At 63.2% G+C, this 14,075-nt stretch carries 14 protein-coding genes; 13 read left to right on the forward strand and 1 reads right to left on the reverse strand.

Features of this window, described 5'->3' with window-relative positions; translation table 11 throughout:
- Positions 1-207: 207 nt before the first annotated feature.
- The 3 genes from DBR22_RS06535 to DBR22_RS06545 are packed head-to-tail and all read left to right on the forward strand — an operon-like array spanning position 208 to position 2,025.
- On the forward strand, positions 208-660 hold the full coding sequence (locus DBR22_RS06535; RefSeq protein WP_108598333.1) for a hypothetical protein: 453 nt from the start codon (positions 208-210) through the stop codon (positions 658-660).
- A complete protein-coding gene (locus tag DBR22_RS06540; RefSeq protein ID WP_108598334.1) occupies positions 661-1,107 on the forward strand; it encodes a hypothetical protein in 447 nt (148 codons plus the stop codon).
- A gap of 6 nt (positions 1,108-1,113) precedes the next feature.
- Positions 1,114-2,025, forward strand: a complete 912-nt coding sequence (locus tag DBR22_RS06545) for a hypothetical protein (protein WP_108598335.1) — start codon at positions 1,114-1,116, stop codon at positions 2,023-2,025.
- Here DBR22_RS06545 and DBR22_RS06550 read toward each other — a convergent pair.
- Positions 2,022-3,173 carry an alpha/beta hydrolase family protein gene (locus tag DBR22_RS06550; protein ID WP_258229062.1) on the reverse strand — a complete coding sequence of 384 codons (1,152 nt, stop codon included), beginning with the start codon at positions 3,171-3,173 and terminating at the stop codon, positions 2,022-2,024. The genes DBR22_RS06545 and DBR22_RS06550 overlap by 4 nt on opposite strands.
- Positions 3,174-3,339: 166 nt before the next feature.
- Here DBR22_RS06550 and DBR22_RS06555 point away from each other — a divergent pair, with 166 nt between their 5' ends.
- From DBR22_RS06555 to DBR22_RS06600, 10 genes are all read left to right on the forward strand, one after another.
- A complete protein-coding gene (locus tag DBR22_RS06555) occupies positions 3,340-4,416 on the forward strand; it encodes a CHAP domain-containing protein (RefSeq protein ID WP_108598336.1) in 1,077 nt (358 codons plus the stop codon).
- Positions 4,416-4,928 (forward strand): hypothetical protein, encoded by a 513-nt coding sequence (locus DBR22_RS06560; protein ID WP_108598337.1) that lies wholly within the window; start codon positions 4,416-4,418, stop codon positions 4,926-4,928. Before DBR22_RS06555 ends, DBR22_RS06560 begins: the two co-directional genes overlap by 1 nt.
- A gap of 40 nt (positions 4,929-4,968) precedes the next feature.
- Positions 4,969-6,417 carry a MinD/ParA family ATP-binding protein gene (locus DBR22_RS06565; RefSeq protein WP_108598338.1) on the forward strand — a complete coding sequence of 483 codons (1,449 nt, stop codon included), beginning with the start codon at positions 4,969-4,971 and terminating at the stop codon, positions 6,415-6,417.
- 33 nt (positions 6,418-6,450) lie between these two features.
- On the forward strand, positions 6,451-7,053 hold the full coding sequence (locus DBR22_RS06570) for a DUF6668 family protein (protein WP_108598339.1): 603 nt from the start codon (positions 6,451-6,453) through the stop codon (positions 7,051-7,053).
- An 11-nt stretch (positions 7,054-7,064) separates the two neighbouring features.
- Positions 7,065-7,334, forward strand: a complete 270-nt coding sequence (locus DBR22_RS06575; RefSeq protein ID WP_012623549.1) for a hypothetical protein — start codon at positions 7,065-7,067, stop codon at positions 7,332-7,334.
- A gap of 27 nt (positions 7,335-7,361) precedes the next feature.
- Positions 7,362-8,114 carry a hypothetical protein gene (locus DBR22_RS06580; RefSeq protein ID WP_108598340.1) on the forward strand — a complete coding sequence of 251 codons (753 nt, stop codon included), beginning with the start codon at positions 7,362-7,364 and terminating at the stop codon, positions 8,112-8,114.
- A gap of 100 nt (positions 8,115-8,214) precedes the next feature.
- Positions 8,215-9,390, forward strand: a complete 1,176-nt coding sequence (locus tag DBR22_RS06585) for a hypothetical protein (RefSeq protein ID WP_108598343.1) — start codon at positions 8,215-8,217, stop codon at positions 9,388-9,390.
- The gene (locus DBR22_RS06590) at positions 9,377-10,885 is read left to right on the forward strand and encodes an SCO6880 family protein (RefSeq protein WP_108598341.1); all 1,509 of its coding nucleotides are present in this window, start codon (positions 9,377-9,379) and stop codon (positions 10,883-10,885) included. Before DBR22_RS06585 ends, DBR22_RS06590 begins: the two co-directional genes overlap by 14 nt.
- 26 nt (positions 10,886-10,911) lie before the next feature.
- Positions 10,912-12,456 carry a helicase HerA domain-containing protein gene (locus DBR22_RS06595; protein WP_375134916.1) on the forward strand — a complete coding sequence of 515 codons (1,545 nt, stop codon included), beginning with the start codon at positions 10,912-10,914 and terminating at the stop codon, positions 12,454-12,456.
- The coding region (locus DBR22_RS06600; protein ID WP_108598345.1) for a TraM recognition domain-containing protein at positions 12,453-14,075 on the forward strand (1,623 nt) is incomplete at its 3' end. The genes DBR22_RS06595 and DBR22_RS06600, both read left to right, overlap by 4 nt.

Raw genomic sequence — 14,075 nt, forward strand, 5'->3', positions numbered from 1 at the left:
GCTCTATGCCGTCAACGGCTGTCCAGTGAAGCTGCCTAATTGTTCCTTCAATAGCCCAAGCAAACGACAGACTACATACATGCTCCGCACATGCACAACTCACTGCCTGTACCCTCTGGTAGGCGTCAGGTAGCATTCTGTTAGCTGCCCGCCTGCTCTGTGTGGCGGTCTATACAAGAGGCTGAGCTTGGCTAAGGAGCTTTATAGATGGCAAATGGGGGCCGCAGCGTGTTTCTCACGCAACAGCAGAAGAAAGAGCGCCTGGCGGATCGCATGGGCATCCTGGTGGATATCTGGGAGTCCGATCACAACACTGTGCTCACGTACCCTCATGTGGAAGAAGCACTTTCGGCCCACGGAATCCACCTGTCTCGGACGCGCTGGTCATACTTGATCAACGGCACCGGCAGCCTGGTGACCGATCAGGAACTGCTAAAGGGCATAGCAGAGTACGTTTTTGCCGTACCTGCCAGTTATCTGTGTGATCTCAACAGTGAGACTCCCCCTGAGGTGGAAGCGCGCATGGAGTTCCTTGTGCAGATGCGCAAGCTCAAGGTGAAGAACTTTGCGGCGAGAAACCTGGGGGCCACCTCGCCTGAAATGCTACGGACAATTACCAGGATCATCGATGCGTCGATGAACGGCGAAGAGGAGGACTGAATGAGCCTCCCACCGGTCGCAGAAAAGGTCCGGGAGTTATGCGGAGACGGCACGACGTCAATGGCGGAGGTCCTGGAACGTCTGGCCGTCATCTGCGAAAAGCCGATCAAGCTGATCGAGCAGGAGGGGTCCTGGGGAACTCTGACAGCCTTCAAATTGGACTTTGAAGATCACTTCAAGATCTATGTGCCGCCGCAAAACTCGACGCAGTACAAGCTCCATTGCATCTATCACGAGCTCGGACACATATATCTGGAGAGCTTTCAAGGCCACTTGGTTCTGCCCGATTTCTCTGAAGAGATGCTGAAGGAGGCTGCCGGTGCGAAAAGCATGAGCTGCTGTTCTGTTCTGAATCATCCCGTAGAACGCTGGGTGGAGGATTTTGCTTTCGAGATGTCAAAGAAGACCCGTGCGCGCAGCTCCTCCGAGACTGATCCTTTCCTCTGATAGACCATGAAACAGTTGCTCTTTGCGCTGCTCAGTGCCCTATGCCTGCTTCGGATCCCCTCGGTAGTCAAGGTGGCGGAAGCCCGTGCATCGTGGGTGGCATCGATGTTCGGCTTGGCGGCACTTTATGTCCTGGGAACGGTTGCGCCGCTGGCGTCCATCGACAGCTACCTCGGTGGCGTCAACGTAACGAACCTTCTTCAAGCCATCTTCGCGCTGTTGGCGATCTTCTTCTTCAACGACAGCGTGCGGCGGTTGGCAACCGTACCAGTCAGGTGGAGCTACTATGCTCCGTTGTTGAGCATTCCCATCATGATTGTCAGCTTCGCCCTCATTGAGGACAAAGGTCCGACCTCTGCGGACTTCATTGATTACCGCATGGACCAACTTGCGACTGCCACTTACAGCGGCACGTACATGTTCGCGTTGCTATTCACCGTGCTTAGGATCATCTACATGCTTCGGCACAAGGCTAGGGGCCTGTACGCAACATTCTCAGCGGGCTTGGTCGTGGTCGCGGCGGCCGTCTCGTGCCACATTGCATATGTGCTGCTGTTCCACTTCACGCCGTGGGATGCCTTCGCAGAGGCGATCGGAGCCTGGTTTGACCGTCTTTTCTATGCCGGCCTCTCGGTGACTGCCGCGGGGTGGCTAATTCTTTTCCTGTCCAAGCAGCTGCCGAGGTTGCGGCTCTGGATGATCGATGCGCTTTGGCTTACTGCGCTGAGGATCCAGGTAAATGCAGATACGTCTCGGGTTAGTCCGGCATGGGACCTGTTCAACGAAACGCTGGAAAATGGGGTCTACAAAAGCCTCATCGTTTTGCACAACTACCAGCGGGGGAACATGTGCCCGTTCCCGGAGTCTGTTCAGGGCAGGATCAGCCAGATCGAGGCCAAGCTGGATGCGCGGGTCTAGCCTTCGGTCAGGATCGTTTTGTTGATCCAACTCGTGAGTTCGTTGGTGAAGGTGTGAGGTGACACATTCCACTCCTGGGTGTGGTGCGCCTCAGGTAAGGGAATCAGGGTGACGGTGTCGGGGTTCGCGCGTTGGAACGCCGCCGAGATTTTCCAGGGAACCTCCTGATCGGCACTCGAGTGCAGGACCAGGGTTGGGATTGACACACGGTTAGGTATGTCGACCCACTCAAGGGCATCGAAGTTGATCGCTTCTTCCAGCCCGAGCATCTTCGCGAATGGGGGAGCCTGAAGCAAGGACATGACAAGGCCGGCTCCTACCGCAGGCACGCCGGCGGACTCCGCTCCTGCCCTGATGGTTTTACGCCAACTCGTGACCGGTCCAACCAGGACAATCCCGGCGATCCGGTCACGGTAGGCGCTACGCTCCGCTGTGAGCAGGGCGATCGTCCCGCCCATTGACCAGCCCGAGAGGATGATTCGCTGCGCGCCGTGAGCCACGGCGTAGGCCACAGCGCTTTCCACGTCTCGCCACTCTGTTTGACCAAGGTGGCTCGATTCGGCCTGTGGTGGGCTGACCTCCAGGTCGCTGCGAAATGAGGGGACCAAGGAGGTGAATCCCAAGGCGCTGAAGGCGTGGACGTCACGAAACATGATCGAGCGGTCGGTCCAGCTGCCATGGATGTGGATCACCCATGTGTCCGCGTTCCTACCTTCGAATAGCCATGCCGGCGCCGCGCCGTAGGCGGTGGGGATGTGTACCTCTTCAAACCGCCCGGCCACAGCGGAAGGTTCGAAGAACACGTCGGGCGTCCAGTCGACCACGGGTCCCAAAGTCACCGGCCCGGACCCCGTCGCATGGATTCGACGCTCCACGAACTTTTGGTCCTCGTCGATCAGGGTGACCTCGCCGACCCTGGTGAAACGCTCGGCCGCAGGGTCGAACACGGCGAAGTCGCCGTGGGCTTTGGTGTAGTCATCCAAGTCGATGCGGACTCTGCGGCCATCATCTGTCAGCTCGGCACGACGGTAGTCCTTTGGGCCCCGTTTAACGATCTTGCGGGCCATGATGACCGCGAATCCGAATAGTGAGCCCGCGGGTACGAGGAAAGCCAGGCAGGCGAGGCCATGCCTTGTCGTCAGCATCATGTCCCGCCCTCCAGCGCGAACCCGGGAAGAGTATAAAGCCCAATCATCGTAAACGTTCCACAAACCTTGGATCTGTACGAAGCATGCCCACTACATCCGTTGCACATGTCCACTACAGGCAGATAGTCTTGGTATGGGCCAGTTGGGGGCTCAAAGGGGGATTTGCATGCAGCGGAAGTCACTTGGTCTCGTGGCGGTCATCGCGGTCCCCGGCATCTTGATAGGGCTGGTCTTTTCCATCCTCTTGCTCCTTGCGCCAGCAAAGCCCGCGGCTGCCGATTGCGGCGCGTCCGTCTCAGTTGTCATCGACGACGAAACGAAGGTCGAGGGCTACACCGAGGAGCAGCTGAAGAACGCCGCTGCGATCATGGGTGCCGGCAAGGCTCTGGACCTGTCCGTGAAGGGCCAGATGATCAGCGTCATGGTTTCCCTGGGGGAGTCGGGGCTGCGTGTCCTTGACTACGGCGACGGACCGGGTCCCGATTCCCGTGGCTTGTTTCAGCAGCGCGACAACGGCGCGTGGGGCTCCTACGCCGACCGCATGGACCCGACCATCAGTGCCACGAACTTCATTAAGGCCCTGCAAAAGGTTGAGGGCTGGGAGTTGCTGGAGCCGACCATCGCCGGCAATAAGGTCCAGCGCAACGCCGACCCGTACCACTACCAGAAGTACTGGCCCGAGGCCGTCAAGCTCGTCCAGGCGCTCTCGGACGGCAAGATCGCACTGGAAGGCGGCGACTGCGTCATTCCGGGAAAGTCCGGTGCCGGGGATGACTACCCGTGGAGGGACTCTCCTACCTGGATGCAGGTGGGCGCCAACGACGCCAGCACTTCGCCGTTGAACTTTTACTACCGGGAGTGCGTGGACTTCGCTCTCTGGCGGGTGAACCAGCAGATGGGGTCCACCGGGGAACCGTTCAAGTTCCTCAACGGCACTTTCCGCCCCGACGGCCAACGCTTGGGCTCTGCCGTGACATGGAAGGCCGGCTGGGACGCAAAGGGCTGGCTCACCGGTTCCGTCCCCCGTGTCGGGGCGGTCGTCTGGTACGCGCCCGGGGCCGGGGGAGCGGACCCGACTTTCGGTCACGTCGCCGTGGTGAAGGAAGTCAAGGACGACGGGACCTACGTCGAAGAGGGCTACAACGGCAATCCGCCCCCGGATGACCACAACTACTACACCCGCACTGTCAGCATGGATGTCCCGTCAGGGTTCTTGTACCTGCCAACCCAAGAGGAGAAGTAATGAAGAAGCCCCTGGCCCTGATCGCCGTGGCCTTGCTTTGCGCCGCGTGCGCCCCGGCAGCGAACCCGACGCCTGAACCGGCTGCAACCACGGCAGTCACGCCCTCTGCGCCCGTTTCGTTGAGCGTCAGCAGCGGCCCGCAGGCTCCGGGGGGCACTGTGCCGGCCACGATCGGCATCACCTGGGATGAGGCCAGTAAGGACGCTGCCGTCGACGTTGCGGAGCAGGCCATGGCCGACTTTGCCCGCCCTGGCGTGGAGGAAAAGCAGTGGGCCAACGAGCTTGCCCGCTGGCTGACCCCGCATGCCACTGCCGACTACTCGGCCGTGGACCCGGCCAACATTCCCGCCGGCCGCGTCACCGGCCCGGCCACGCTGAGCGTCGATGAAGCCAACGGCTACGGCGTCATGGCAGCTGTGCCCACCGACACAGGAACCTACACGCTCCAGCTGCTCCGCACGGGCCAGGAAGCCCCGTGGAAGGTCAACCGCTTCACACCACCCTCGTCCTAAGCGCCGGAACTCCCCAACTCACACGTAAAGGAAGAAGACCATGAGCACCACATCAACCGAGGTCCTGGCCTTTCCAAACATCAGAGCCATCGTCCGTGACAACGGAACCGCCGAGGTCGTCGTCGCCGGTAACTCCCGCATCGTCCCTGCCGGGGAATCCCTGCAGGATCTTCGCAACAACGCCCTGGCACTCGTCGTGGGCGAGGCCCAGACATTGAACCGCCCCGTCAGAGTCCAGATCGAGGATCCCGAAGGACACGGTGAACTGATCGTCCACCCGGACAACACGATCGAATCCGTCTCCTACGAGACACGCCCCACCCGCCGCCGGACAGAAACACCGGAACCCACACCCGAGACGTCAGTTCCCGCAGTCATTGAAACCCCGGCTCCCGCGCCTGAGTCTGTGGAAGCTCCGGCAGAGCCCACGGCTGCCGCCGTCGCCGCGGTGGACCGCCAACCGTGGCCCCCCAATCCTGTCGTGTCAGAGACGACGCCAGCGCCGGCAGTTACCATGGAGGAAGCACCGCCGACCCGCCGCAGCCTGAAGGAAACCTCATTCCTGGTCAGCGCCCCGGTCCTGGAACCGGCCACGCAGGGCTGGCGGGGTGTGCTCACGCGCCTTGGCCTCAGGATGGACCCCTCCGCCGAAGAACTGTCCGAGCGGGAGGACATCCGCACGGTCAGCCAGCACTGGCCCGGCCCCCGGACCATTGCCGTGGTCAACCGCAAAGGTGGTGCCAACAAGACCCCCACAGTGGTCATGCTTTCCGCCATCCTCGCCCGCTACAGCGGTGCCTCCACTGTCGCCTGGGATAACAACGAGTCCCAAGGCACGCTGGGCTGGCGCACGGAAAAGGGCGCCCACGACCGGAGCGTCCTGGACCTGATCGACTCCTCAACCGAACTGCTCTCCCCGTCAACCAACGCCGCCGAGATCGCCAAGTTCGTCCACCACCAGACCGCAGACAAGTTCGATGTCCTGCGCTCAGACGAGAACGAGGAAGGCGACCACGAAGTCACCGCAGAGGAAGTCGACATCGCCCACCAGGTCCTCACCCGGTACTACCGGCTGGTGGTCATGGACTCAGGCAACACCGCCCGGGCAGCGAACTGGCGACGGATGATCCACCACACCAACCAGCTCGTAGTCCCGGTGACGGCCATCGAAGACCGCGCAGAAGCCGCCCGGCTGACCCTGCAGACCCTCGAATCCCGTGGCGGCCACGATGCCGAGCTGGCCCGCAACGCCGTCGTGATCGTCTCCGAATCCACCGACGCCAAGCGAACCATGTCCGGGGATGCCTTGAAGCGGGCCAAGGACGAGGCCCAGCGGATAGCTGACGGCTTCGAACCGTTCGTCCGGGCCGTCGTGAGGATTCCCTACGACCCGGCCCTGGTCAACGGTCCCATCCGCTATGAAGCCCTCCAGCCCGCCACCCAGCGGGCATGGCTGGCCGCCGCAGCCGCCGTCGCCAAAGGCTTCTAACCACCCACGAACTGACTTCCGAAAGGAGGAACCATGCAACAGTCCCTGAACCCCTGGATAACCAGCCCCGGCACCGAAACGCCGGAGGAGGAAACACTTGATGCGTACATGCCCCCGGCGGCGGTCATCAATGCCCCACTAAAGGGCATGATCGAACCCGACGCAGCGGACCGACTGGCCAGCCGCACCATGATCGGCTCCGCCGCGTTGTGGGTCCTCGGCGCTCACGGGGGAGCGGGCGAGAGCAGGATCGCGGACCTCCTCGATGCACGCGCCACAGGTCACTGCTGGCCGATCCTCCAGAACGGAAGCAAGCCACGGGTCCTGCTGGTCTGCCGCTCAGACATGCGTGGCCTGACAGCCGCCAGGAGTGCGCTGACCCAATGGGCATCAGGAGCCGCGCCAAAAGTTGGGCTGCTCGGCCTCGCCGTTCTTGCCGACGCACCGGGAAAGACTTCCAAAGCACTCCGGGACTTCACCGCCATCGTCGGCGGGGGAGCGCCCCGGCTCTGGACCCTGCCCTGGGTAGAAGCCTGGCGCCACGGGGACACCACGGCACAGCCGCCCCGCGAATACCAACGCTTCATCACCGACATGGCCGCCCTGGCCACCGAAACCACATCAACCACCCACTGAAAGATCTCACCATGAACTACTTCTCCGCACTGGCAACCGGCGTCATCCCCAACCCCACCCCGACCATCCCGGCAGAAGCAGACGGGCTGCTCCTGGTCCTGAACTGGGCCTCCGGCATCGGCCTGGTCCTCGGCGTTCTCGGCGTGATCATCGTCGGCATCGGCATGGTCATCCAACTCCAGCGCGGCGAAGGCGCACAAGCCATCGGCAAGCTCGGCTGGGTTCTCCTGGGCTGCATCATCATCACCGGTGCCGCCGGCATCGTCCGCGCCTTCGTCTAAGCCAGCACCAACAACGGGAGGTTCACCATGAGCCAGTCAACAGAGAGCACCACCGAAAGCAATCCGTTCACCAAACCCGGGTTCATCATTGCGGCCGCGCTGGTGGTCGCGCTGATCGCAGCAACCGTCATCATTTTTCTCCTCCCCAAGGGCCAGGGAAACGCGCAGCCTGCCCCTGCCCCGGCAGAAACCAGCGGCTCAGTCACGGTCAGCCCCAGCGCTTCAGCTGGGGCTGACAAGAGTGTTTGTGGACTTCCCGCATCTTCGGAGGTGGCACTGGGCTCAGCACCAAGTTCCAAGTGGGAGCTCGTGGGCCGAACGGCGGCACCGACTGATCCCGATACGGTTGGCCCCGGAATCACCGCCGAGAACGGCTTCCGTTCTTGCTTCGCGCAGTCCCCAACAGGAGCGCTCTATGCAGCTGCGAACATGGTGGCGCTCGGTGGCCTGAGCGATGAGGGAATTCAGAAAGAACTAATTGAGAAGCTGGTGGTCCCCGGCCCGGGACGGGATGCAGCTCTAAAGGACATCCGGACTCCGTCCAGTGCAGATTCCTCGTCCATTCAGATCCGCGGGTTTGTCATTAAGGCTTACTCCACCTCAGCCGCTCACGTGGACCTGGCCTTCTCAACGCCAACCGGCGAATACGGCCACGGCGTCCTTCCCCTCAAGTGGATCGACGGCGACTGGAAACTAGAAATTTCCGATGCTGGTGAGCTCCTCAACGACGTCGTCCAGGTAAGCGACTTGGGGGGATTCATCCCTTGGTCCGGAGCCTGACATGGACAAAGAATGCGGACTGATCGACTGGAAGTGCTCGACTCAGCAATTCATTGGTGGAATCACAGATGACGCTATCGGCAACTTGGCTAAGGCCATCATGGAGGGCATGAGCCAGATGGTGACGACTCTGTCTACCTTCTGGGTGTCGATGCCCACCGTGAACCTGGCCACCGAGGACGGCGGCACACCAAGCCCTGTTGTTGCTGCGGTCAATAGCGAATTGATGCCCTGGACGCTGACGCTAGCGGTCCTTGCAGTAATCCTTGGCGGCATCCGGATGATCTGGGAACAGCGCGGGGCACCGCTGAAGGACCTGCTCCGCTCGCTGCTCACGCTCACCCTGGTCTCCGGCCTTGGCCTTGGTGTTATCTCGATTCTGGTGATCGCAGCCGACGCATTCTCTATCGCCATCATTGAGCGTTCCACGGACGGCAAGGGATTCGCAGAGTCGATGAACATCCTCGTCATGACCAACCAGACCGAAGTCGGGGTGTTTATCCTCATCATCCTGGGCCTGATCGGGCTGATAGCTTCCCTGGTCCAGATCGTCCTGATGGTGGTCCGCAGCGGCATGCTGGTAATCCTGGCGGGCATCCTGCCCACCACTGCAGCTTTCACCAACACCGAGATGGGCAGGCAGTGGTTCCAGAAAGCAGTCGGCTGGACCATCGCCTTCATTCTCTACAAGCCCGCGGCGGCCATCGTGTACTCGGTCGCGTTCCTCCTGATGGGCAACACAACCGGGCAGGACGCGTTGGTCGGCTCGATCACGGGCTTCACGCTGATGATCGTTGCCTTGTTTGCGCTGCCGGCATTGATGCGCTTTGTGACACCGATGGTTGGTGCGGTCGCCTCGGGCAGTGGAGCTGCAGCAGGGGCTGCCGTTGGTGCGATGGCCACCGGTGCCGTTTCCCTGGGACGTGGCGGCAGCGGACGAGGCAATGCCGCGCCAATCCCCGCGACAACAAGCACCACAGCCAGCACGCACAGCACTCACGCCGGCTCTTCGCCAAAGGGCAGTGACGGAGCGCCCGGCCCCCGGGGCGGGGGAGGCCAGCCTACCCCCGGTGTTACCGGCCCGGGAGGAGCCGCTGGCGCTGCAACCGCAGGCAAAGCTGGCACAGCAGGAGCAGCGGCAGGCGGTGGGGCAGCAGCAGCTGGCCCGGCAGGCATGGCCCTGGCCGCCGGGGCACAGGTGGCAACCAAGACGTCACAGGCAATCGAAAAGACCGCACAGGATTCAACCGGGGAGGGCCCCAGTGGCAGCAATTAACACCGAATACAAGGAACCGTCCTACGGCAACTGGCGCGTACCGCGCTCCGCCGGCTTGGCCAACCTCGGTGCCATTGGCACCGGGATTGTCATGGCCGGGCTGTTGCTGGGCATCACCACCTTCGCTATCTGGGGCCTGTTCCCAGGCCTCGCTGTCCTCGCCCTTGCAGGGGCCAGCGCCCTGTTGCTCACGGTCAAGGACAAGCACGGCCAGTCCGCTGTAGACCGCTTCGGCACCCGGATGGCCTTCCGGATCTCCCGGTCCTCCGGAACAAACCTCTACCGCTCCGGACCTTTGGGCGTAACCGAGTGGGGCATGTACCAGCTCCCCGGACTGGCCGCGAAGTCCACCCTCTACGAGTTCGCCGACTCCTACAAGCGCCCGTTCGCCATGCTCCATGTCCCGGCCACCAGCCACTTCACCGTCATCTTCTCCACCGAACCTGACGGAGCCTCCCTGGTGGACCCTGAGCAGGTCGACGCATGGGTCGCCAACTGGGGTGGTTGGCTCGCCGGCCTTGCCGACGAAGCAGGACTGGACGCCGCGGCAGTCACCGTGGAAACCGCTCCCGACTCCGGGTACCGGCTCCGGAACGAAGTTGAAATGAACATCGACGCCAAGGCACCGGAATTCGCCCAAGCGATCCTGCGCGAGGTCGTGGACACCTACCCGGAGGGATCAGCCACGGTCCGCGCCTGGGTTTCTCTGACCTTTAACGCCTCCCTGCGGTCGGGATCGAAGAAGCGCACCCCCGAAAATGTGGCCCGGGACCTCGCCTCCCGGATCCCCGGACTGTCAGCCCGGCTGCAGTCCACCGGCGCCGGTATCGCCCGCCCGATGTCGGCGCAGGAACTCTGCGAAGTCGTCCGCGTTGCCTATGACCCTCCCGCTGCGCTGATCATTGATGAAGCCCACGCCGCCGGTTCCCCTGTTGCCCTGACCTGGAGTGAGGTCGGCCCCACCGCCACCCAGGCGAATTGGGACGGTTACCGCCACGATTCCGCGTTTTCTGTCTCCTGGACCATGACCGGAGCCCCCCGCGGGTCCGTGAACTCCTCGGTCCTGTCCCGGCTGCTGGCCCCGCACGGCGACATTGACCGCAAACGCGTCTCCCTGCTCTACCGTCCGATGGACTCCGCGAAAGCAGCCGCTGTGGTCGAGCGGGACCAAAACAATGCCAACGTCCGCATCACCTCCGGAACCCGGCCCACGTCACGCGCCCTGGTCGATGCCCGCTCCGCCGTGCAGACCGCCCAGGAAGAAGCCCGCGGCGCCGGCCTGGTGAACTTCGGCATGGTGGTCACCGCCACGGTGACCGACAGGGAACGGTTGCCTGATGCCGTGGCCGCCATCGAGCAGACTTCCGGGACTGCGAGGGTGCTCCTGCGCCGCGCCTACGGCGCTCAAGACACCGCGTTCGCCGCGTCCCTGCCGCTGGGACTGGTGCTGCCCAAGCACAGCATGGTGCCCTCCGAAATCAAGGATGCCCTCTAATGGCACTCAAGGACGTTTTGACAGCAATGACAGTAAAGCCAGTAAAAAAGGCAAAAAGCACTCCAAAGGAGGCTGGCCCGGGTGCCCGTGGCTGGGCCGGACGCGGCGGCGGCATGGCGCAGCTCGTCCCGTCCGTGAAGGAGTACCGGGGAACCACGGTCCAGGTCTGTGGACTGTGGCCGTTCTCCTCCGGCGCGTCCTCGCCCATGATCGGTGTACCGCTCGGCCGGCATGAGGAAACCCAGGCCACGGTCTGCTGCGACCCGATCAGCTGGTTCCAGCGTGCCCGCCTCATCTCCAACCCTTCCGCCTTTATCCTCGGCAAACCCGGGCTGGGCAAGTCCACCCTTGTCCGCCGCATGTTCCTGGGCCTTGCCGCCCAGGGCGTCAACCCACTGGTTCTCGGGGACCTGAAAGGCGAGCACGTCAAAGCCGTCGAAGCCCTCGGCGGGCAGGTCATCAAGCTCGGCCGCGGCGTCGGCTACCTGAATATCCTTGACCCGGGCCAGGCCGTGGAGGTCGCCCAGCTCCTCGAGGAACACGGCCACCATGAAGCGGCCACCCGGGTCCGCGCTGACGCGCACGGCCGCCGCCTGAACATGGTCGTCTCACTCATCACCATCAGCCGGAACAACCCGCCCACCGATCAGGAACAGACCATCCTGGACCGGGCGCTGCGGGTCCTCGATGACGGGTTCGACGGGATTCCGGTCCTGAAAGACCTGCTGGACGTGATCGTCTCCGCCCCGGATGAACTCCGGCAGGTCGCATTGGACCGTGGCGACATGAACGTCTACCTGCGGGAGACCCGGGCTCTGGAAGCAACCCTGCTGGGCTTGACCGGGGGAGGGAAGCTGGGAGAAATCTTCTCCCGGCAGACCACCAACCCGATGAAGCGGGACCGCGCCGTGGTCTTCGACGTCTCCAGCATCGACGAAACCGAAACCGACCTGCAGGCCGCCGTGCTGCTCGCCTGCTGGTCCTACGGCTTCGGAACCGTGAACGTCGCCAACGCCCTCGCCGACGCTGGGCTGGAACCACGACGGAACTACTTCGTGGTCCTGGACGAGCTGTGGCGGGCGCTGCGTTCCGGCAAGGGCATGGTCGACCGGGTGGACGCCCTAACCCGGTTGAACCGTTCCGTCGGTGTTGGGCAGATCATGATCTCCCACACCATGTCCGACCTGCTCGCGTTGCCGGCGGAAGAGGACCGAATGAAAGCCCGCGGCTTCGTCGAACGCTCCGGTATGGTGGTTTGCGGCGGTCTTCCCGCCTCGGAAATGCCGCTGCTGACCTCAGCGATCCCCTTGTCCCGGCAGGAGCAGCAAAAGCTCATCTCCTGGCAGGACCCGCCCGCTTGGGACTCCCGCGGCCTCGATGTCGAACCCCCGGGCCGGGGAAAGTTCCTGATCAAGGTTGGCGGCCGACCGGGCATCCCCGTCCAGATCGGGCTGACTTCGATCGAGAAGAACGAGGGCCTGAACGACACCGACACCCGCTGGCACGCACCGGCGAAAACGCTGATGGACCCCGCAGCACCTGCAAAGCCGGCCGAAGGAGGCTCACCGTGAGTGCACCGAACCGCAAAGGAATGGGCCTCGAAGATGCCCTGCTGGTCTGGCTGGCCATCGGTGCCATCGTCATCTTCGGCGGCGGCACCTACGCTGCCCTTCACCTCGGGTCCTGGATGGCCGGCATCGCCGCGCCCCCGGCCCACCCCATCGACCTGATCGCCGGTCTCATCAAAGGCCGGGTGCCCTGGCCCACCCAGTCCACCATCGTTGTGTGCGTTATGGTCGGCCTGATCCTGGCGCTGGCCATCGTTGTACTCGTTGCCTGGCGCAGAGGAGCATCCAAACGCGCCCGGGTCGATAAGGCCGCCCGCTACCTGGGCCGCGGCAAAGCCCTCGACGCGTTCTCCGAAAAAGGCGCACAGGCCAAAGCCGAACGTCTCGGTATCAAGGACAACCCCGGGATTGTCGTCGGCAAGGTGGTCTCCACCGGCCAGAAGTTCGTCCAGTCCTGGGAAGACCTCAGCCTCGACATTTGGGGACCCCGAACGGGTAAGTCCACCTCCCGGGTGATGCCCGCGATCCTGGACGCGCCCGGCGCCGTTGTCTCAACTTCGAACAAGCGTGACGTCGTGGACGGCACCCGCGGCGTCCGCGAGGACGTGGCCCCGGTGTGGGTGTTCGATCCGCAGAAGATCGCCCAGGAAGAACCGGACTGGTGGTGGAACCCGCTGTCCTATGTCACCGACGAAGAGAAGGCCTACAAGCTCACCCAGCATTTCTCGGTTGGTTCCCGGGTCCCCGGGTCAAAGCCGGACGCCTACTTTGATCCCAAGGCCGAAGACATCCTCTCCTCGTACTTCCTCGCGGCCTCGCTCGGCGGGCTGCCGATCACGCAGGTGTACCTGTGGGTGACCGAGCAGGTCAACCGTGAACCGATCAACATCCTCAAACAGCACGACTACGAGCTGCAGTACAAGGGCCTGGAGTCCACGCTGGAACTGGCTGACAAGCAGCGCGACGGTATCTTCGGCACTGCCGAGAAGATGATCCAGTGCCTCAAGAGTCGGAACACGCTCCGTTGGGTCGCTCCGACAGGCGGCGCGAGCGTGGCCGGCGATCCGCGTCGGCAGTTCAACCCGCATGCCTTCGCCGCCTCCCAGGAGACGATCTACATCCTCTCCAAGGAAGGCGCAGGATCAGCCGCCCCGCTGACCACAGCCCTGACGGTGGCCATCGCTGAGGCGATGGAGGAACGGGCCGAGCGCAGCGGCGGCCGGCTGCCCAAACCCGCGCTGTTCGCTCTGGACGAGCTGGCGAACGTGGTCCGCTGGGCCGGCCTGCCGGACCAGTTCAGCCACTACGGCTCCAAGGGCCTGATTGTGATGGGGATCCTGCAGTCCTGGTCCCAGGGCGTGGAGCTGTGGGGTGAGGCGAACATGCGGAAGATTTGGTCGGCCTCGAACGTCAAGGTCTACGGCGGCGGCGTCGCCGAGGAAGGTTTCCTCCGCGCCCTTTCCGACCTGATCGGGGACTACAGCTACACCAACGTCTCCATTTCCTCCGGTAAATCTGGCTCCAGCCGCTCCCGCCAGGAAGCCAAGGAACGGATCTTCGACGTCTCCAACCTGGCGGAGCTGGACCGCGGCCGCGCCGTTATCCTCGCCTCCGGTGCACCG

Source organism: Arthrobacter sp. HMWF013, assembly GCF_003061105.1.
In the GTDB taxonomy this organism is placed as follows: Bacteria; Actinomycetota; Actinomycetes; order Actinomycetales; family Micrococcaceae; genus Arthrobacter.